The following is an 18,019-nucleotide window of genomic DNA, read 5'->3' on the forward strand; positions in this document are numbered from 1 at the left end:
GTTTTATGCCGAAACCCTGTGATAAGTAGTTGATTACTATGAACAGCGAATTCGAGCTCCGCGGGGTCAACCACATCGCCCTGGTCTGCTCGGACATGAAGCAGACCGTCGACTTCTACTCCGGCGTGCTGGGCATGCCGCTGATCAAGACGATCGAGCTGCCCTTCGGCTGGGGCCAGCACTTCTTCTTCGACTGCGGCGGCGGCAACGCGCTGGCCTTCTTCTGGTTCCCCGACGCGCCCGAGGGGGTGCCCGGGGTGTCGGCGCCGAAGAGCCTGCCCGACCGGGGCGAGCTGCTGTCGGCGGTCGGCTCGATGAACCACCTCGCCTTCGACGTGCCGCCCGAGCGCATCGAGGAGTACCGCGACCGGCTGGTCGCCAAGGGCATCGACGTGGGCGTACTGCTCAACCACGACGACAGCGAGTTCGGCGTGGCGGCGCAGATGCACGACGGCGTGTTCGTCAGGTCCATCTACTTCAAGGACCCCGACGGGATCCTGGTGGAGTTCGCTGCCTGGACGCGGCCCGTCGGGCAGCCCGGCGACGTACGGCACGAGCCCAAGACGGCCGCCGACAGGACCGTCTGATGCCGCGCCTGCGCCGGGTGCCGCCCGAGGAGGTGAGCGACCCGGTCGTCCGGTTCTTCCACGACCGGCTGCTGTCCCCCGACGGCACGGGGACCGCGACCGGCTCGCCGGGCGACTGGTGGACGGTCTTCGCCCTCGACCCCAAGATCTTCCGCCACTGCGTCAAGGGCTTCCAGATCTACCGGGAGTCCCGGCTCGACCCGGTGCTGCGCGAGCTGGGGCAGACCAGGGCGGGCTGGGCGCGGCAGAGCCAGTTCGTCTACTCCCAGCACTGCAAGCAGCTCCGGGCGCTCGGCGTGCCCGAGGAGAAGGTGGCGGCGGTCGCGTCCTGGCAGGTCAGCGACCGGTTCGGCGAGCTGGAACGGGCGGTGCTGGCCTACACCGACGGCCTGGTGCTCGACGGCGGCCGGGTGCACGACGAGGTGTTCGCCGTACTGCGCGCCCATCTGCCCGACGAGCAGATCCTCGAGCTGACCTACATCGTCTGCCTGTACGAGATGCACGCCACGATGGCACGGGCGCTGCGGCTGGAGTTCGACGACCGCCCCGACCCGATCACCGAGGTGCCCGCGCCCGAGGGGTACGGCACGAGGGACATCGCCGACGAGGTGACCGTTCGTCGCGAGTAGCCGACCATTCGCCGATCGGGCGGTTCCGCCCGGCGTGAGGGCGACTTAACGTGCCGGTGACGGAGGGGGCTTCACGTCTCACTTGTTGAGAGTTCATCTCGACATTTAGGCCAAACCGTAATACTCCGGACATTGGGTTCAATACCTCCGGAAAGCTAACCTCCCTCCATTGACGACATTGTCAGGAACCGGTCAACAAGCCGGTCCTGATCCCCAATCGGAGGGTCGATGACTACCGGGGATTCCGGGCAGCCACGTACCGACCGCAGCCCGTGGAACTGGCTGCTGGTCGTGCCGATCGTGCTCCCCCTGCTGACGTTCCTGTTCAACTCCGACGAGCCGCGCGTGCTCGGCTTCCCGCTGTTCTACTGGTTGCAGCTCGCCTTCATCGTGGTCGGCGTCGGCTGCACCACGATCGTCTACCGGATGACCAAATGAGCGGGCACGTGACCGAGCTGGTCGTCTTCGCGCTGCTGTTCATCCTGGTCAGCGGCATGGGCTTCGTGGCGGCCCGCTGGCGGCGGCCCACCGACCTGGCCAGCCTCAACGAGTGGGGGCTCGGCGGGCGCAGCTTCGGCTCCTGGGTCACCTGGTTCCTGGTCGGCGGCGACCTGTACACCGCCTACACGTTCGTGGCCGTGCCGGCGCTGGTGTTCAGCTCCGGCGCGCTCGGGTTCTACGCGCTGCCGTACACCGTGGTGGTCTACCCGCTGGTGTTCCTGGTGCTGGCGCGGATGTGGTCGGTCTCGCACGTGCACGGGTTCGTCACGCCCGCCGACTTCGTCCGGGCGCGCTTCGGGTCGCCGACGCTGGCGCTGCTGATCGCCATCACCGGGCTGGTGGCCACGATGCCGTACATCGCGCTGCAGCTCGTCGGCATCGAGGCGGTGCTGAAGTCGATGGGCATCACCGGGCACCTGCCGATCGTCATCGCCTTCGCGATCCTGGCCGCCTACACCTACCAGTCGGGCCTGCGCGCCCCCGCGCTGATCGCCTTCGTCAAGGACGCGCTGATCTACATCGTGATCCTGGCCGCGGTCATCTACATCCCGGCCAAGCTGGGCGGCTGGAGCCACATCTTCGACATGGCGCAGGCCAAGTTCGACAAGACCCCGGCCCCGGGCGACGGCATCCTGCTCAACGGCGCCAACCAGCTCCAGTACGTCACGCTGGCCTTCGGCTCGGCCCTGGCGCTGTTCCTCTACCCGCACAGCCTCACCGGCGTGCTGGCCTCCAAGAACCGCAACGTCATCAAGCGCAACATGTCGGCGCTGCCGGCCTACAGCTTCGTGCTCGGCCTGATCGCGCTGCTGGGCTTCATGGCCATCGCGGCCGGCACCAAGCCGATCGGCACCGACACGAACACGGTCGTGCCGATGCTCTTCGACCAGCTCTTCCCCGACTGGTTCACCGGTGTGGCGTTCGCGGCCATCGGCATCGGCGCGCTGGTCCCGGCGGCGATCATGTCGATCGCGGCGGCGAACCTGTTCACCCGCAACATCTACCGCGAGTACATCAACAAGCAGGCCACCGACGCCCAGGAGGCCAAGGTCTCCAAGGTGGTCTCGCTCGTGGTCAAGGTCGGCGCGGTGCTGTGCATCCTGCTGCTGGACCCGCAGTTCTCGATCGACCTCCAGCTCATCGGCGGCGTGATCATCCTGCAGACGCTGCCGTCGGTGGCGCTCGGCCTGTACACGCGCTGGTTCCACAAGGGCGGCCTGATGGCGGGCTGGGCGGCGGGCCTGGCGGCGGGCGTGTGGATGCTCTACCTCATCCCCAACCCGGCCAAGGGCAAGGCGCACTTCGGCGGCTCGGCCTTCAGCCTGGAGAACCTCGGCTTCGACACCAAGATGACCATCTACGCGGGCTTCCTCGCGCTGATCGTCAACCTGGTCGTCGCCGTGCTCGGCACGCTGATCTTCCGGGCGGCCAAGGTGGCCGACGGCGCCGACACGACGCAGCGCGGCGACTACTTCGCCGACGAGGGCGACCCCGACGTCAAGGACCTGGACCTGGCCGGCTCCCACTGACGCTCACGGCCGCTGGAGGTAGCCGGGATCGGCCACCTCCAGCTTGGCCCGTACGGCCTGGACCAGGGCCTCGGTGAGCGCGTCGTCGCCGTCGAAGCGGCCCGCGCGGACGGCGGCGGCCAGCTCGGCGTCGTCGGCCACGCCCAGCTCCGCCAGTCGCGCGGCGTGCTCGGCGGCCTGGTCCGGGCCCAGCTCGATCTCCCGCTCGACCATGCCGAGCACGTTGATCGCCACCCGGGTGTGGAAGCGCACCCGCCCCTCGACCGCGGGCAGCACGTCGTCCCGCAGGAACTCCCGTACGGCCGCGACGAGCTGCGCGGCGGTGGGCACGTCATGGGGCTGCGCCATCGGGGGCACTCCCGTCACCTCGCTCCGGAGCCGTACGCGCCGCGCACGGCCTGTCGTGAGCCCAGCCATAAGGATCATCGCCTCCCGTGTCAAGCCTCCGGCGCGCGGATGACCTTTCTCCACCCCGGGACGACAGACACTCGTCCGCGGTCGGCGTGTCTCTACCCGGCCGCCCGATCGCCCGCTGGCGGGCTCGCGGCGGCGATGACAGGCTTCCCGAGCGGCCCGGCCCCCGGGGTCACGCGGACGGCCCGGACGGCTGGGGAAGTCGCCCGGCGCAGCTTCCCGGACCACAGGTCTCCCGGGCCGCTCAGCCGCAGTCGACCCTAGGGAGCGCAGCATGAACGACGACGTACGCGTCAAGGCCTGCCGCATCAACGACCACGTGGAGCTCATCCACGACTCCGCGCCGGACGTGGTCCTGGAGATCCCGCGCCGCGACTGGCAGGACTTCCTGGAGGCGGTCAGGTCCGGCGCGTTCGAGCTGGAGATCCTGCCCCGCAAGGCCGAGGAGAACGCGGCCTGACCCGTTCCACGCCGAAGGGCCCGGCGGCCGCCGCCGGGCCCTTCCCCGTCCCCCGGCGGGTCGGCACGACCCCGGCGGGCGGACGCGGCACGATGGGAGCCGGTTCTGTCGGTCGGCGCGCGTACGGTCGACCCAACCGGACGGTGGGTGACATGTCGGTGACCAGGGAACAGTCCGCGGTGCTCGCCCTGACCAGGGCCACCGCCGGGCCGTGGCATCACACCGCGCGGGCCGTCGAGGCCCGGGGCAGCGCGCTGCGGCTGGCCGGCGGCGACTTCGCCGGGCTCGGCGAGCACGACCGGGCGCACGCGGCGGGGGTGGTCGCCCGGTTGCGGGCGGGCGACCTCGACCGGGCCGGGGAGCTCATCGACGCCTGCCCCGCGACGCTGGTGACCGTGCTCGACGACGACTACCCGGGCAACCTGGCCGGCGCCCACAACCTCCAGCCGTTCCTGTGGGTCTCCGGACGGCTGCGCGAGCAGGACCGGCGTTCGGTCGCGGTCGCGGACGGCGGCGACGCCCCCGCCGCGGCCCGCGCCCTGGCCGCCGCCGGCCTGACGGTCGTGTCCGGCACGCCGGCCGTCGCCGAGGCGGCCCTGACGGCGGGCGGACGGGCGATCGCGGTGACGCCGGGCGGCCTGCCGGAGGAGACACGGGGGCCGGGAGCCGCCGTGGAGGAGTGCCCCTTCCGGCCGGGAGCCGTGCGGGTGTGCCCCTTCTGGCCGGGCACCGCCGTCGGCGGCCGCACCCTGGCGGTGGCCGCCCTCGTGACCAGCGGGCTCGCCGCCGCCCTCTACGTCACGGGCGCCGCCGACGGCGACCGGGCGGCGATGGCGCTGTCCCAGGGCAGGCACGTCTTCGTCCCCTGCGGCCTGCCCTGGACGCCCCGGCTGGCCTACCGGGGAGGAGTCACTGTCGTACCGGGCATTGACGAGCTCGTAAGCCAGGCCGTCAATCTGGTAGATGTGACCCGGCCGACGACCGTCTTCTGACCATGGGCGACGCCCGTGCGGTGACCGAGCCCTACCTCCAGATCCTGCGCGAGGTCCCGCCCGCCGGCCCCGGCGTCTGCCGGATCTGCCACACCGGCACCGACGGGCCGTTCGAGCTCTGCGCCACCTGCCGGATCACCACCCAGGGCCTGCACCGCCACACCGAGCACGTCGTGCCCGTCTCGCTGTGCGTGCGCGACGGCGACGGCGCCCAGTTGCACGCGATCGTGACCCGCCGCAGGGACCCGCCGGGCAGCCTGCGGCGGGTGCCGTTCCTGGCCGCCACCTTGGCGCGCTTCCACCAGGCGCACGCCGCCTGCCTGACCCGGCTGGCCGGCGGGCCCTTCACGATGGTGACCACGCTGCCCGGCACCAGCCTCGACCGGCCCGTCGAGGTGTTCGCCCCGATGCCGCGGGTCGTCGACCTGGTGGGCGACCTGCGGCGGCTGCACCGGCCGGTGCTGTTGCCCGGGTCGGCCGCGGCGGCCGAGAACCTCGCCCGGCGGCGTCCGGACGAGCGGGCCTTCCAGGTGATGGGCCGGGTGGACGGCGCGCGGGTGCTGCTGGTGGACGACCTGTTCGTCTCGGGCGCGCACGTCCAGAGCGCGGCCTCGGCGCTCCACCTGGCCGGGGCGCGGTCCGTGGTCGCGCTGGTGATCGCGCGGCTGGTCTTCCCACGCGCCAACGGCAACACCGCCCGCATCTGGGGACGGGCCTCGGCCGAGCGGTTCAGCTTCGACCGCTGCTGCTGCTCCGGCGCGCCGACCGTTGACCGCGCAACGGATTTCGGTTGAGATCACCCCATGAGCTTCGCCGTACCCGACCAAGTCCGGCCGATCCGTGACGCCGTGCGCGCGTTCATGACCGAGCGCGTCGAACCGGCGGAGGAGATCCTGCACGAGGGCGGCCCGGAGGCCGCCGCCACCATGGCCCGGCTGCGGGACGAGGCCAGGAAGGAGGGCCTGTGGGCCCTCGGCCACCCCCGCGAGCTGGGCGGCGGCGGGCTGCCGTTCCTCGACTACGTCTACGTCAACGAGGTCCAGGGCCGCAGCGAGTACGGGCAGCTCGCCCTCGGCACGTTCACCCTCCAGGACTCGCTCATGCTGCACGAGCACGCCTCCCCCGAGCAGCGCGAACGCTACCTGGAGCCGCTGGTGCGCGGTGACATCTCGCCCAGCTTCGCGATGACCGAGCCGGCGGTCTCCAGCAGCGACCCCACCCAGATCACCACCGCCGCCGTGCTCGACGGCGACGAATGGGTGATCAACGGGCACAAGTGGTTCACCACGGGGGCGTCGGTGGCGGCGTACACGACCGTGATGTGCCGTACGGAGCCGGACGCGCCGACCCACCGGGCCTTCTCCATGATCCTCGTGCCGACGGACACGCCCGGCTACACGATCGTGCGCGAGACGCCCGTGCTGGGGCTCGACGGCGCGCACTGCGAGGTGCGCTACGAGGACGTACGGGTGCCCGCCGGGAACCTGCTCGGCGAGCGCGGGCACGGCTTCGTCATCGCCCAGCGGCGTCTCGGGCCCGGCCGGATCTTCCACTGCATGCGCTGGCTCGGACAGGCGCAGCGGGCCTTCGACCTGATGTGCCGCAGGCTGCACGCGCGCACCGCCTTCGGCGAGCCCCTGGCGGCCAAGCAGCTCATGCGCCAACACGTCTTCGACTCCTACACCGAGATCCAGGCCGCCCGCCTGCTCACGCTCCAGGCCGCCGAGGCCGTGGACGCGGGCTCGCAGGCCCGCGTCGAGATCGGCGCGATCAAGGTGGTCGGCGCGCGCATGCTGCACAACGTCATCGACCGCGCCATCCAGGTGTACGGCGCGGCCGGCCTGACCCCCGACACCCCGCTGGACCGCATGTACCGCCACGCCCGCGCCGCCCGCGTCTACGACGGGCCCGACGAGGTGCACATCGACGCCGTGGGCCGCCGCGTCCTCGGCGAGTACGCGGCCGGCGGCGCCTGGGAGTTCGGCCTGCGATGAACCGTCCCGAGTCGATCGCCCGCGAGGTGTACGGCCCCGGCGCGGCCGTCCCGTACGCGGTCAGGCTGCCCGGCGGGGCCTCCAGGGAGACCTGGGCCCTGGACGTGGTCGTCCCCGGCGGCGACCGGCACGAGCTGGTGCTCCGGCTCGACGGTCCGGGAGCCGCCCTGGAGGCGGGCCCTGGTCTGGCGGCCGAGGCGCGGCTGATGCGGGCGGCCGGCGACGCCGGGGTGCCGGTGCCGCGCGTGGTGGCCGCCGGCGCCTCCTACGTCCTGATGACCCGGATCCCCGGCCAGACCATCCCGCGCCGGATCCTGCGCGACGACGCCTACGAGCGGGCCCGGCCCAGGCTGGCCGCCCAGTGCGGCCGGGCGCTCGCGGCGGTGCACCACATGCCGCTGTCGTGCCTGCCGGAGAGCGAGCCGGCCGATCCGCTGCGCCGCTGGCGTGACGTGCTCGACCTGACCGGCGAGCCGCATCCGGTGTTCGAGCTGGCCCTGCGCAGACTGGAGGCCGACCGGCCGCCCGCCTCCCGGACGAGCGTGGTGCACGGCGACTTCCGCAACGGCAACCTGATCGTCGGCCCCGAGGGCATCAGGGCCGTGCTCGACTGGGAGCTGGCCCACGCCGGCGACCCGCTGGAGGACCTGGGCTGGTTGTGCGTCAAGGCGTGGCGGTTCGGCTCGCCGCTGCCCGTGGGCGGGTTCGGCGGCTACGCCGAGCTGGCCGCCGCCTACGAGGAGGCCGGCGGGCAGCACGTCGACCTGGACGCGCTGCGCTGGTGGGAGACGTTCGGGGTGCTGAAGTGGGGGGTCATCTGCGTCATGCAGACGATGCGGCACCTGCGCGGCGGCGCGTCCTCGGTGGAGCTGGCCGCCCTCGGCCGCCGCGTCTGCGAGACCGAGTGGGACCTGCTCGGCCTGCTGCGCTGAGCGGCCCTCCGCTCACCGGCGGCCGGGGGCCACGGCCGCCGCGATCACGTCGACCAGCCCCTCCACCACCTGCGAGCGGCCGACCTCCGGATGCTCCAGCCACCAGTCGCCCGTCGTCTGCACCATGCCGACGAAGGCGTGGCCGAGCACCTGCGCGCGCACCGGGTCGGGCACGACCCGCTCGTCGGCCAGCACCCGGCCCAGCTCCTCGCCCAGGCTGCTGACGAGCGAGGTCATGTGGGAGCGGATCCGGGTGTCCTCGCCGCTGGCCCGGTGGAACAGGAAACGGTAGAGGTTGAGGTTGGCCGAGACCAGGTCGAGGTAGACGTCGATGGTGGCGCGGGCGGCGGCGGGCAGGTCGGTGCCGGCCTCGGCGAAGCGGGGGCGCAGCAGGGCGATCACCGTGCGCACGTGGCGGTCGGCCAGCGCCTGGTAGAGGCCGCTGCGGTCGCCGAAGTGGCGGTAGAGGATGGGCTTGGTGATGCCCGCCTCGGCGGCGATGGCCGCCATCGACACCTCGGGGCCCTCGGCCAGGATGGCCCGGTCGGCGGCGTCGAGCAGCGCCCTGCGCCGGTCGGGGTCCCGTCCACTCATCTGCTCAGGATAGATCGCAGACGGCCCGGCAGCAGCGCCGAGAAGATCAATAACGCGCCGGTGTAGGCGTACAGGCCGGTCATCCCGGCCAGCGTGCCGGGCGGCTCGGCCCACGGCGGCTGCCACACCTCCGGCAGCGCCCCCGCCAGGCCGATCGCGGCCCGCAGGTCGAGGGCGAACAGCGCGCCGGCCACCACCAGCGGTAACCCGCAGGCCAGCGCCGCCGCGGGCCAGGCGGTCAGCAGGGCGACCAGCACGGCCGCCGCCGCCAGGAGGCCGGGCCCGGCCGGGGCCGGGGCGAACGCGGCCTGACCCGCCCGCAGCGCCCTGGCGCCCGCCTCGGTCAGGTAGAAGACGGGGGGAACGGCGATCAGGCCCGCGCCGACGCCGATCAGAGCTCGCACCTCACCGGTCACAGGGGCCATCGTCCCCCTTCGCGGGCGGCTCACGCGGCGATTACGTTCAAAAGATGAAGAACAGCGGAACAGGCCCAGGCGCCATCACCCCCGACGGATCCCCCGTGGAGTTCTACACCCTCCTCGAACCCGGCCGCGACGCCGAGCTCGTGATCCAGGAGAGCCCGCCCGGCGGCTCCGTCCTGGAGCTGGGCGCGGGCGTCGGCCGGGTCACCCACGCGCTCGTCGCCGCCGGCCTGGACGTCGTCGCCGTGGACGAGTCCGCCGAGATGCTCGCGCACGTGCGCGGGGCCGGGACCGTGCTGGCGCGGCTCCAGGACCTGCGGCTCGACCGGCGCTTCGACACGGTCACGCTGGGCTCCCAGCTCGTCAACGTCGTCGACGGCGAGGTCAGGCGGGCCTTCCTCGGCGCGTGCGCCCGGCACGTCGCGCCGGGCGGGGCGGTGCTGGTCCAGTGGATCCCCGGCGAGCGGCACGACGTGTGGCAGGCGGGCTCGGGCAGGGCCGACGGCGAGGTCACGATCACCATGGCGGAGGTCGAGGAGATCTCCCCCGGCGTGTACGCGGCGACCATGCGCTACACGCACGGCGAGCGGGTCTGGACGCAGTCGTTCACCTCGCGGCGGCTGAGCGACGAGGACGTGGCCGCCGACCTGGCCGCCGTGGGGTTGCGGTTGGACCGGTTCCTCACCGAGGACCGTACGTGGTTCGCGGCCCGGCCCTTTACAACGTAGATTTCACCATAAATACTGGTAAATACTGGAACTGTTGATACCCTCGCGCCATGAGTGACGGGCTGGACGATCTCGAACGGCGGATCGACGGGCTCCGGGCAGGCGTGCGCAAGGCCATGCGCGCCAGGGACGGCGCCACGGCCCGCGTCCTGCGCGCCGAGCTGCGTGCCGCCGAGCGCGCCTGGGACGCCCTGGTCAGCGGCGAGCAGCCCAAGGCCAGGGCGGAAGGGCCCCGGCTGGTCACCGTGCGCGAGCAGGTGCACCAGGCGCTCGCGCTGCTCGGGGCCGCCGCGCAACCCCGCCTGGTGGTGGCGGTCAGCGGCGCGTTCTTCGCCGGCACCATCCGCAGCGCCCAGCTCACCAGCCTGCGCAGGGACGAGGAACGCTCGTTCCGGTCCACGCCGCACGGCAGGCCGTACTATCTGTGCGCGGCGCTGACCGACCGCCTCTCCCCCGCCCGCGGCCTGCTCACGCTCAGCACGTGGCCGCTGGAGCGGCGCGTGGTCGGCCCGCTCAGCCCCCGCGTCGACTTCCTGACCTGCGCGATCGCCGTGGCCTCGGCAGGCTGCGCGGACGAGGGCGCCCTGCGCCTGCTGGCGCGCATGGCCAGGAACGTGCCCGGCGCCACGGCCGCCGACCTCGGCCCGCCCGACCCGCGGCGGATCGTCGAGGCGGCCACGGCCGAGCTGTCGGTGCACGCGGAACGCGACACGCGCGACCGCGCCGAGCTGGCACGACGCGCCACATCCCAGCTCGGTGACGTCGCCAGGCTGTTCGGCGCCGCTACGCTGGGCACGATCAAGGAGGAGACAGCGACGTGAGCGGCTTGAGACGCGAGGACGGCCCGGCCCACCGGCTTGACGCGCTGCGCGGCACGACACCGCCCAAGCCGCACGACGCCCGCGCGATCGCGGCCCTGGCGGCCAACCCCGGCTGCGCCCGCCGGGCCCTCATGGACGGCGCCGGGGTCGACAAGGACGCCGCCGCCCGCCACCTGGGCTTCCCCGCGCCGTTCGGCCAGTCGCCGTTCGCGATCACCCGCGGGAACGCGTTCGAGGCGCTGGTCAAGGCCGACGGGTGCGCCGAGCTGCTGCGCCTGCTGCGCGAGGTGCTCGGCCTGCCGGTCGCCGAGGTGGCCTACCACGACGTGGAGAACGTCGGCGCCCACCTGCGCCACACCCACACCCGCGCCCTGTTCGACCGGGCCGCGCGCGGCGACCAGGACGCCGGCACGCTGTTCGACCACCCGCTGCTCAGCCTGGAGATCGCCGGCCACGTCGCCTTCCTCGAACCCGACGTGGTGGCCTTCCAGCTCGGCGGCCGTTTCCACGTCGTGGAGATCAAGTCGTTCGCGGTGGTGGACGGGCAGGCCGACCCCGGCGCGGTGGCCGCCGCCGCCCGCCAGGCCGCGGTCTACGTGCTGGCGTTGCGCACGATGCTGGAGGAGCTCGGGCACGACCCGCTCACCGTCTCCCACGACGTGGTGCTGGTGTGCCCGGAGAACTTCGCCAACCGGCCCGTGGCGACCCTGGTCGACGTACGCAGGCAGCTCGCCGTGCTGCGCCGCCAGCTCACCCGGATGACCGGCCTCGACCGGCTGCTCGCGGCGCTGCCCGACGACCTCAGCTTCGACCTGCGCCCCGGCGAGGACGGCCGCCCCACCCGGCCGGTCGCCGAGCTGGCCGACGCGCTGCACCGGACCACCGCCCGCTACGCGCCCGACTGCCTGTCCACGTGCGACCTGTGCTTCTTCTGCCGCGACGAGGCCCGCCAGGAGGGCGCCTCCGACCTGCTCGGCCGCCAGGTGCGCGACGAGCTCGGCGGGGTCGCCTCCGTGGCCGAGGCGCTGGGCCTGGCCGACGGCCTGCGCGACCCGGCCGACGGCCAGGAGGAGATCGCCGGCCTGCTCCGCAACGCCGAACGCCTGCGCAGGGAGTGCCTCAGTTGAGCCTGCTCACCTCGCTCGCCCGGCTGCGCGCCCTGAACGAGGGCATCGCCCAGCCCGTCGCCACGGTCCGCCACTGCCACGTGGGTGACCGGCCGATGGTGTTCATCCCGCTGAAGTTGTCGGGCGAGGCCGCCGCGCCGCTGGCCGCCATGCTCGGCACCGACCGCGAACGGCCCCGCCTGCTCGTCGTCGCCCAGCCGCGCAACCGCGACCTGCGCTTCGCCTGGGCCGCCGAGCTGGCCGGGGTGCTGCTGCCGTACATCGAGTCGTTCACCGGCGACACCGAGACGGTGGAGCGCAAGAACGCCGACCCCTACGAGCGGGCGCTCGACGCGCCGCAGCTCGTCCTGCCGAACCAGGCGGGCATCGCCTTCGCCAGGCTGCTCGGCCGTTCCACGCGCTTCCGCCGGCCCGACGGGCCCTACCCGGTGCCCGCGGAGGTGCCGCTGCTCGGGCGGTGGCTGACCTACTTCGGGGAGCGGGCCGCCTATCCCGGCTCGTCGCTGACGCAGGCCGTGACCGAGGAGCTGGGCCGCCACTGGGCCAGCGGGCAGAGCGCGCTGGAGGACGCCAACCTGGCGGCGCTGCTGGCCTGGATCACCCTGGGCCCCTCCGACGACGCCGAGGACCCGCTGATCTGGCCGCCCGCCGGGCCCGCGACCGATCCGGGCTTCGACGCCGAGGTGCTGGCCCCGGCCATCGAGAGCGAGTCGGCCGAGCGGGTCGCCGAGGCGCTGCGCACCCAGCTCGAACCGACCTGGCGGCTGATGTGGCAGGCCCTCGACCTGCTGGCCGGGCTGGAGCCGGGCGCGAGCGTGGCCCAGCGGTGGGAGCAGGACCGCGGCTCGTTCAGCGCCATGGCCGCCCACCTCGCCGAAGGCGGGCCGCCGCAGGCCAGGCGCGACGGCGCGGTCGCCGCCGCGGCCAGGCTGGCCCGCATGGAACGTGCCCAGGCCGGCTACGACGTGCAGCGCGCCTACGACGACCCGCTGGTGATGGCCGAGTACCGGCTGACCGGCGAGGCGTTCGCCGGCGAGGTGGTCGAGACCGTGCCCGACAACGTCGAGGGCGAGGGCCGCTCGCGCAAGCTGCGCCCCCTGGTGGTGCTCAAGACCGACGACCCCGTACGCCTGCCGCCCGGCGCCTCGCTCGGCACCCCGCAGCGCCGCGGCCAGGGCGCCGAGCTGGTGGAGGCCGGCGACGGCCTGGTCACCCTGAAGATCACCAAGGGCATGGGCCGGGGGAAGACACCCGTTCCCGGCGCCGTGCCGGAGGTCGGCGAGCGGGTCTGCTACACCTCGCTGACCGACGACTTCCAGGGCTCGCCCGCGCTGCCCGACTCCGAGGCCACACCCTGGACACACGGCGGGCCGCCGCAGGAGTACGTACCCGACGACGAGGACGCGCAGGAGGAGTGGTCGTGAGCGAGAGCCCGGAGCAGGTGATCGCGAACGTCCTGGCCGACCTGCCCAGGAACCGCGGCGTCGTGGTCGACTCCCCGCCGGGCGCGGGCAAGTCCACCCTCGTCGTACGCGCCGCCGCGCACATCGCCGCCACCGGCGAGCCGCTGATGATCGTCGCCCAGACGAACGAGCAGGTCGACGACCTGGTCGCGCGCATCTCCGACAAACATCCCCACCTGAAGGTGGGCCGCCTGTCGGCCGGCGGATACGTGCCCCACCCGCGCATGCTGGAGCTGCCCGGCGTCACGATCGGCACCCGGATCCAGGACCTCGGCGACCCCGACATCGTCATCGCCACGGCCGACAAGTGGGCGTGGATCTCCGGCCGGGTGTGGCCGTGGGCGATCGTGGACGAGGCGTACCAGATGCGTTCGGACAAGCTGCTGCGCATCGCGGGGCTGTTCGAACGGGCGCTGTTCGTGGGCGACCCGGGACAGCTCGACCCGTTCTCGATCGTGGACGGCGACCGCTGGTCGGGGTTGTCGTGGGACCCGTTGCAGAGCGCGGTCGCGGTGCTGCTGCGGCACAACCCCGACCTGCCGGTGCACCGGCTGCCGGTGTCCGGGCGGCTGCCGGCCTCGGCCGCGCCGATGGTGTCGCGGGCTTTCTACCCGTTCACCGGGTTCAGGTCGGGCACGTCCGAGGGCGACCGGCGGCTGGAGCTGACGGCCGGCGGGATGGGCACGGTGCACGACCGCGCGCTGGAGGAGGCCGCCCGGTCGGGGTGGGCGCTGCTGGAGCTGCCCAACCGGCACACCGTGCGTACCGACGGCGAGGCCGTGCAGGCGGTGGCGCTGCTGGCGGCGCGGCTGCTGCAGCGCGGGGGCGTGGCCTCCTCCGAGCAGGGCGAACGGCCGGTGACCGCCGACCGGATCGCGGTCGGCGCGGCCCACCGCGACCAGGTGGCGGCGATCCGGAACGCCGGGCTGCCGCCGGAGATCACCGTCGACACCGCCAACCGCCTCCAGGGCCGCGAGTACGACGTGACGATCGTGTTGCACCCGCTGTCGGGCCGCCGGGACGCGACGGCCTTCCACCTGGAGTCGGGGCGGCTGTGCGTCCTGGCCTCGCGGCACCGGCACGCGTGCGTGGTGGTGGCGCGGGCGGGCATCGCCGAGCTGCTGGACGCCCATCCGTCGGCCGAGCCGGTGCAGCTCGGGGTGCCGGTGAAGTTCCCCGACGGCTGGGAGGCCAACCAGTCGGTGCTGGAGCATCTGGCCCGCCACCGGGTGTGAGGCAGGGGGCAGGTCAGAGGCGGCGGCGCCAGACGTCGATGGCCAGCACCCGCCGCATGCCCGCCGATTCGTACAGGCCGAGGGCGGGGGTGGTGTTGTTGGAGTCGACGTGCAGGATCGTGCCCGTACGGCCCCTCGCGGCGTCGGCGGCGAAGGCGTGGCGGAGCAGGAAACGGCCGAGGCCCCGACCGCGGAAGCCCGGGTGCACGGCGAGCGTGGCGACGTAGCCGCAGTTCTCGTCGGAGACGAACTGGTTGTTGCCGAACAGCACCCCGGCGGGCTCGCCGTCGATCCTGGCCAGGGTGAGCTGGCTCCAGTCGGTGATGCTCATGGCCTGGCGGCGCTCGTACCAGTGGTCGTAGTCGACCGGGACGAACCCGAAGTGCTCGGCGAAGCCGATCTGGTGCACGCCGTGCGCCGCGCGCCGGGTCTCCTCGTCCTCTCCCGTGTGCAGGGTGAGGCCGGGCAGCGGGGCCGGCGGTTCGACGGGGGCCGTGTGGTCGGCGCGCATGCGGTGGAAGCTGGTGCCCGGCTCGAAGCCCTGGCCCTTGGCGTAGGACTGTTTGGCCTGGTCCTCGCGGTAGACGCCGATGTCGACGGTGACGCCGTCGTGGCCGCGCTCATCGCCCAGCTCGCGGGCGCGGGCGGTGACGAGGCGCCACAACTCGTCCTGGAGGCCGCCGTCCATGCCGGGGCGGGTGACGACCTCGATGTTGACCAGGTCGCCGTCGCCCACGCGGCACGCCCACGCCCACCCGGTCAGCCGCCCGGTCTCGTCGTGGGCCAGCCAGCCGTCCCTGTCGAGGTCGAAGCCCGGCTCGGACAGCTCGTCGGCGACGTCTTCCGGCGTCATGTCGGGCGATCCGATGATCTCGGTGTCGTAGGCCGCGACCAGCTCGTGGATGGCCGCGGCGTCGTCCACCCGGGGGCGGCTGAAGGTGTGCATGAGCAGGATTGTGCCCATTCCCCCACCCCCGCGCCTCCCATTTTTCCCGCGGTGGCTAAGCTGAACGGGTGCTCGACAGGACGCCGCTGCACATCGAGGTCGCCACGCCCGACGCGACGACCGTCACACTCGCGCTCAGCGGCGACCTCGACTACGACTCCGTGACCCAGCTCGCCGGGCTGACCCTGCCCGCGGGCCACACCGCGATCGACGTCGACCTGTCCCGGCTGACCTTCATCGATTCCTCCGGCCTGGCCGCGCTCGTCCGCCTCCAGCAACAGGCCGCGGACGCCGGCGCCGTGGTACGCGTCGTGGCGCTGACGCCCCACCTGCGCAGCCTGTTCCTGATGACGGCGCTCGACCGGCTGTTCAGCCTGCCGCCGGGCTGACGACCTCCTGCCGGTCGGCGTCCACCGGGGCGCCGCCGCGCAGCGGGATCTCCTTGATGAGGGCCGCGAGCAGCGGCACCACGACGGCGAAGGCGATGGCCCACCAGAAGACGCCGGAGATCGAGGTCGCCAGCGACTCCAGGATCCCGGTGCGCATCTGCGGCGCCAGCTGTTCGAGCTGCTTGGGGTCCATCCTGGCGCCGCCGCCCGAGGTCATCCGCTCGGCCGCCTGGGCGCCGAACCGGTCGGTCAGCTCCGACAGGTAGTGGTTGTTGAAGATCGCGCCGAACAGCGAGACGCCGAACGAGCCGCCGATCGACCGGAAGAACGTGGTCGCGCTGCTGGAGACGCCGAGGTCCTTCTGCTCGACGCTGTTCTGCGCGATGAGCATGGTGGTCTGCATGAGGAAGCCCATGCCGAGGCCGAGCACCGCGATGTAGATGCCGGTCTGCCAGGACGCCGTGTGCACGTCCATGGTGGACAGCAGCCACATGCCGGCGGCCATGCCGGCGCCGCCGACGATCGGGTAGATCTTGTACTTGCCGGTGCTGGTGATGGCCTTGCCGACGAACAGCGACACGACCATGGCCGAGGCCATCATGGGCAGCAGCAGCAGGCCGGAGTTCGTGGCCGTGGCGCCCTGGACGGTCTGCTGGAACAGCGGCAGGAAGTTGATCGCGCCGAACATGGCGAAGCCGAGCAGGAAGCCGATGCCCGAGATCAGGGTGAAGTTGCGGTTGCGGAAGAGCTGCAGCGGCATGATGGGCTCGGCGACGCGGCGCTCGACCACGATGAAGCCGGCCAGGAACACCACGGCGACCGCGATCAGGGTGAGGATCTGCCAGGAGCCCCAGGCGTACTCGTTGCCGCCCCAGGTGGTGATGAGCACCATCGCGGTGATGCTGACCGACAGCAGGACCGCGCCCGCCCAGTCGATCCGCACCTTGGTGTGCGTCCTGGGGAGGTGGAGGTTCAGCACGAGCATGACCAGCGCGACCGCGCCGACCGGCAGGTTGACGTAGAAGGCCCAGCGCCAGTCGAGGTGGTCGGTGATGAAACCGCCGACCAGCGGGCCGGCGATCATCGCCAGCGACATGACGCCGGCCATGATGCCCTGGTACTGGCCGCGCTCGCGGGGCGGGACCAGGTCGCCGATGATGGCCATGACGTTGACCATGAGGCCGCCGGCGCCGAGGCCCTGGATCGCGCGGAAGGCGATCAGCTCGGTCATGCCGTCGGCGGGGCCGCCGAGCATCGAGGAGCCGGCCATGCCGCACAGCGCGGAGCCGATCATGAAGATGACGACGGACGTGATGAAGATGGCCTTGCGGCCGTACAGGTCGCCGATCTTGCCCCAGATCGGGGTCGAGACGGTCGTGCCGAGGACGTACGCCGTCACCACCCACGACAGATGGGTCAGCCCGCCTAACTCGCCCACGATGCGTGGCATGGCCGTGCCCACGATCATGTTGTCGAGCATGGCCAGGACCATGGCCAGCATCAGGCCCGGCAGGACGACCATGACCTCGCGGCGCCGTCCGACTGCCTCCGCCACTGCACACCCCCAGTGAGATCTTGCTTACTTGCCGACCGGCAAGCTTAGAATAAGCTAGATACTTACTTGCCGACCGTCAAGTCGAAATAGGTGCGAAGTGCGGGAAGACACGCGGACGCGGATCCAGGAGATCGCGCTGAGGCTCTTCACGGAGCAGGGTTACGAGGCGACCTCGCTGCGCGAGATCGCGGAAGAGCTGGGCGTGACCAAGGCCGCTCTGTACTACCACTTCAAGACGAAGGACGACATCGTCGGCAGCCTCGTCGATCTGCGGGTGGCCGAGGTCCAGGAGCTGCTCGAATGGGCCAAGAGCCGGCCGAAGACCCTGGAGACCCGCCGTGAGCTGCTGGAACGCTACGCCGAGCGGCTCCGGCAGCCCCGCTACCTGGCGGTCGCCCGCTTCCTGGAGAGCAACCAGACGGCGATGCGCAACCATCCGAAGCTCGCCAAGATGCGCGACACGATGATGGAGCTCACCGCCGAGATGAGCGACCCCGACGCCACGCCCACCGAGCGCATCAGCCGGTCGCTGGCGCTGTTCGCGCTGCACGCCGGGAAGTGGCTGACGAGGGCCGGCGAAGGGCTGACCGAGGAGGAAATCGACAAGGCGTGCATGGAGGTGGCGCTGCGGCTCGTCGAGGAGTAGCCGCCTTTTCCGAACTTTGCCGCCGGGACCGACGATTGCCGCAGCGGATCCGGGG

Annotated in this window: 21 protein-coding genes; 16 read left to right on the forward strand and 5 right to left on the reverse strand. The window is 72.4% G+C overall.

Annotated features, from left to right (window positions below):
- The first annotated feature begins 38 nt into the window (after positions 1-38).
- From DMB42_RS25210 to mctP, 4 genes are all read left to right on the forward strand, one after another.
- Entirely contained in the window at positions 39-587 is a 549-nt protein-coding gene (locus DMB42_RS25210; RefSeq protein WP_125637479.1) for a VOC family protein, read from the forward strand.
- A complete protein-coding gene (locus DMB42_RS25215) occupies positions 587-1,216 on the forward strand; it encodes a carboxymuconolactone decarboxylase family protein (RefSeq protein ID WP_125637480.1) in 630 nt (209 codons plus the stop codon). Before DMB42_RS25210 ends, DMB42_RS25215 begins: the two co-directional genes overlap by 1 nt.
- 228 nt (positions 1,217-1,444) lie before the next feature.
- The gene (locus DMB42_RS25220) at positions 1,445-1,654 is read left to right on the forward strand and encodes a DUF3311 domain-containing protein (RefSeq protein ID WP_125637481.1); all 210 of its coding nucleotides are present in this window, start codon (positions 1,445-1,447) and stop codon (positions 1,652-1,654) included.
- Positions 1,651-3,246: a monocarboxylate uptake permease MctP gene (mctP, locus tag DMB42_RS25225; RefSeq protein ID WP_125637482.1), complete on the forward strand. Its 1,596-nt coding sequence runs from the start codon at positions 1,651-1,653 to the stop codon at positions 3,244-3,246. The genes DMB42_RS25220 and mctP overlap by 4 nt, the downstream gene beginning before the upstream one ends.
- A 3-nt stretch (positions 3,247-3,249) precedes the next feature.
- On the opposite strand, the gene DMB42_RS25230 is transcribed toward mctP, so the two are convergent.
- Positions 3,250-3,594, reverse strand: coding sequence for a DUF6285 domain-containing protein (locus DMB42_RS25230; RefSeq protein ID WP_125637483.1), 345 nt, complete (start codon positions 3,592-3,594; stop codon positions 3,250-3,252).
- Between the two features lie 340 nt (positions 3,595-3,934).
- Here DMB42_RS25230 and DMB42_RS25235 point away from each other — a divergent pair, with 340 nt between their 5' ends.
- The 5 genes from DMB42_RS25235 to DMB42_RS25255 all read left to right on the forward strand — a co-directional run bounded on the left by DMB42_RS25235 (position 3,935) and on the right by DMB42_RS25255 (position 8,038).
- Positions 3,935-4,120, forward strand: a complete 186-nt coding sequence (locus tag DMB42_RS25235; RefSeq protein WP_125637484.1) for a hypothetical protein — start codon at positions 3,935-3,937, stop codon at positions 4,118-4,120.
- A 152-nt stretch (positions 4,121-4,272) separates the two neighbouring features.
- Positions 4,273-5,112 carry a DNA-processing protein DprA gene (locus DMB42_RS25240; protein ID WP_185844854.1) on the forward strand — a complete coding sequence of 280 codons (840 nt, stop codon included), beginning with the start codon at positions 4,273-4,275 and terminating at the stop codon, positions 5,110-5,112.
- 2 nt (positions 5,113-5,114) lie between these two features.
- On the forward strand, positions 5,115-5,906 hold the full coding sequence (locus DMB42_RS25245; protein WP_125637486.1) for a phosphoribosyltransferase: 792 nt from the start codon (positions 5,115-5,117) through the stop codon (positions 5,904-5,906).
- A gap of 9 nt (positions 5,907-5,915) precedes the next feature.
- The gene (locus DMB42_RS25250) at positions 5,916-7,106 is read left to right on the forward strand and encodes an acyl-CoA dehydrogenase family protein (RefSeq protein ID WP_125637487.1); all 1,191 of its coding nucleotides are present in this window, start codon (positions 5,916-5,918) and stop codon (positions 7,104-7,106) included.
- A complete protein-coding gene (locus DMB42_RS25255; protein ID WP_125637488.1) occupies positions 7,103-8,038 on the forward strand; it encodes a phosphotransferase family protein in 936 nt (311 codons plus the stop codon). The genes DMB42_RS25250 and DMB42_RS25255 overlap by 4 nt, the downstream gene beginning before the upstream one ends.
- A 12-nt stretch (positions 8,039-8,050) precedes the next feature.
- On the opposite strand, the gene DMB42_RS25260 is transcribed toward DMB42_RS25255, so the two are convergent.
- The gene (locus DMB42_RS25260) at positions 8,051-8,632 is read right to left on the reverse strand and encodes a TetR/AcrR family transcriptional regulator (protein ID WP_125637489.1); all 582 of its coding nucleotides are present in this window, start codon (positions 8,630-8,632) and stop codon (positions 8,051-8,053) included.
- Positions 8,629-9,048 (reverse strand): hypothetical protein, encoded by a 420-nt coding sequence (locus tag DMB42_RS25265; RefSeq protein ID WP_125637490.1) that lies wholly within the window; start codon positions 9,046-9,048, stop codon positions 8,629-8,631. Before DMB42_RS25265 ends, DMB42_RS25260 begins: the two co-directional genes overlap by 4 nt.
- A gap of 53 nt (positions 9,049-9,101) precedes the next feature.
- Here DMB42_RS25265 and DMB42_RS25270 point away from each other — a divergent pair, with 53 nt between their 5' ends.
- Genes DMB42_RS25270 through DMB42_RS25290 form a run of 5 tightly spaced genes read left to right on the forward strand, consistent with a single transcriptional unit; the run spans position 9,102 to position 14,428 of the window.
- A complete protein-coding gene (locus tag DMB42_RS25270) occupies positions 9,102-9,782 on the forward strand; it encodes a bifunctional 2-polyprenyl-6-hydroxyphenol methylase/3-demethylubiquinol 3-O-methyltransferase UbiG (RefSeq protein ID WP_125637491.1) in 681 nt (226 codons plus the stop codon).
- A gap of 50 nt (positions 9,783-9,832) precedes the next feature.
- Positions 9,833-10,603 (forward strand): hypothetical protein, encoded by a 771-nt coding sequence (locus tag DMB42_RS25275; RefSeq protein ID WP_125637492.1) that lies wholly within the window; start codon positions 9,833-9,835, stop codon positions 10,601-10,603.
- Positions 10,600-11,730, forward strand: coding sequence for a hypothetical protein (locus DMB42_RS25280; protein ID WP_125637493.1), 1,131 nt, complete (start codon positions 10,600-10,602; stop codon positions 11,728-11,730). Before DMB42_RS25275 ends, DMB42_RS25280 begins: the two co-directional genes overlap by 4 nt.
- Positions 11,718-13,154 carry a hypothetical protein gene (locus DMB42_RS25285; protein ID WP_260477923.1) on the forward strand — a complete coding sequence of 479 codons (1,437 nt, stop codon included), beginning with the start codon at positions 11,718-11,720 and terminating at the stop codon, positions 13,152-13,154. The genes DMB42_RS25280 and DMB42_RS25285 overlap by 13 nt, the downstream gene beginning before the upstream one ends.
- Positions 13,151-14,428 carry an AAA family ATPase gene (locus tag DMB42_RS25290; protein ID WP_125637495.1) on the forward strand — a complete coding sequence of 426 codons (1,278 nt, stop codon included), beginning with the start codon at positions 13,151-13,153 and terminating at the stop codon, positions 14,426-14,428. The genes DMB42_RS25285 and DMB42_RS25290 overlap by 4 nt, the downstream gene beginning before the upstream one ends.
- A 13-nt stretch (positions 14,429-14,441) precedes the next feature.
- On the opposite strand, the gene DMB42_RS25295 is transcribed toward DMB42_RS25290, so the two are convergent.
- A complete protein-coding gene (locus tag DMB42_RS25295) occupies positions 14,442-15,392 on the reverse strand; it encodes a GNAT family N-acetyltransferase (protein ID WP_260477924.1) in 951 nt (316 codons plus the stop codon).
- 50 nt (positions 15,393-15,442) lie between these two features.
- Between DMB42_RS25295 and DMB42_RS25300 the strand changes: the two genes are divergently transcribed.
- The gene (locus DMB42_RS25300) at positions 15,443-15,763 is read left to right on the forward strand and encodes an STAS domain-containing protein (RefSeq protein ID WP_125637496.1); all 321 of its coding nucleotides are present in this window, start codon (positions 15,443-15,445) and stop codon (positions 15,761-15,763) included.
- Here the strand turns inward: DMB42_RS25300 and DMB42_RS25305 are convergent.
- Positions 15,744-17,318 carry an MDR family MFS transporter gene (locus tag DMB42_RS25305; RefSeq protein ID WP_260477925.1) on the reverse strand — a complete coding sequence of 525 codons (1,575 nt, stop codon included), beginning with the start codon at positions 17,316-17,318 and terminating at the stop codon, positions 15,744-15,746. The two genes, DMB42_RS25300 and DMB42_RS25305, sit on opposite strands and share 20 nt — an antisense overlap.
- Before the next feature lie 97 nt (positions 17,319-17,415).
- Here DMB42_RS25305 and DMB42_RS25310 point away from each other — a divergent pair, with 97 nt between their 5' ends.
- Positions 17,416-17,964 carry a TetR/AcrR family transcriptional regulator gene (locus tag DMB42_RS25310; protein WP_125637497.1) on the forward strand — a complete coding sequence of 183 codons (549 nt, stop codon included), beginning with the start codon at positions 17,416-17,418 and terminating at the stop codon, positions 17,962-17,964.
- The last annotated feature ends 55 nt before the right edge of the window (positions 17,965-18,019 follow it).

This window comes from Nonomuraea sp. WAC 01424, assembly GCF_003947315.1.
Taxonomy (GTDB): Bacteria; Actinomycetota; Actinomycetes; order Streptosporangiales; family Streptosporangiaceae; genus Nonomuraea; species Nonomuraea spiralis.

Coding starts and splice junctions, on each gene's coding strand:
- DMB42_RS25210 (WP_125637479.1), top strand. CDS start 39: ATGAACAGCGAATTCGAGCTCCGCGGGGTCAACCACATCGCCCTGGTC.
- DMB42_RS25215 (WP_125637480.1), top strand. CDS start 587: ATGCCGCGCCTGCGCCGGGTGCCGCCCGAGGAGGTGAGCGACCCGGTC.
- DMB42_RS25220 (WP_125637481.1), top strand. CDS start 1,445: ATGACTACCGGGGATTCCGGGCAGCCACGTACCGACCGCAGCCCGTGG.
- mctP (WP_125637482.1), top strand. CDS start 1,651: ATGAGCGGGCACGTGACCGAGCTGGTCGTCTTCGCGCTGCTGTTCATC.
- DMB42_RS25230 (WP_125637483.1), bottom strand. CDS start 3,594: ATGGCGCAGCCCCATGACGTGCCCACCGCCGCGCAGCTCGTCGCGGCC.
- DMB42_RS25235 (WP_125637484.1), top strand. CDS start 3,935: ATGAACGACGACGTACGCGTCAAGGCCTGCCGCATCAACGACCACGTG.
- DMB42_RS25240 (WP_185844854.1), top strand. CDS start 4,273: ATGTCGGTGACCAGGGAACAGTCCGCGGTGCTCGCCCTGACCAGGGCC.
- DMB42_RS25245 (WP_125637486.1), top strand. CDS start 5,115: ATGGGCGACGCCCGTGCGGTGACCGAGCCCTACCTCCAGATCCTGCGC.
- DMB42_RS25250 (WP_125637487.1), top strand. CDS start 5,916: ATGAGCTTCGCCGTACCCGACCAAGTCCGGCCGATCCGTGACGCCGTG.
- DMB42_RS25255 (WP_125637488.1), top strand. CDS start 7,103: ATGAACCGTCCCGAGTCGATCGCCCGCGAGGTGTACGGCCCCGGCGCG.
- DMB42_RS25260 (WP_125637489.1), bottom strand. CDS start 8,632: ATGAGTGGACGGGACCCCGACCGGCGCAGGGCGCTGCTCGACGCCGCC.
- DMB42_RS25270 (WP_125637491.1), top strand. CDS start 9,102: ATGAAGAACAGCGGAACAGGCCCAGGCGCCATCACCCCCGACGGATCC.
- DMB42_RS25275 (WP_125637492.1), top strand. CDS start 9,833: ATGAGTGACGGGCTGGACGATCTCGAACGGCGGATCGACGGGCTCCGG.
- DMB42_RS25295 (WP_260477924.1), bottom strand. CDS start 15,392: ATGGGCACAATCCTGCTCATGCACACCTTCAGCCGCCCCCGGGTGGAC.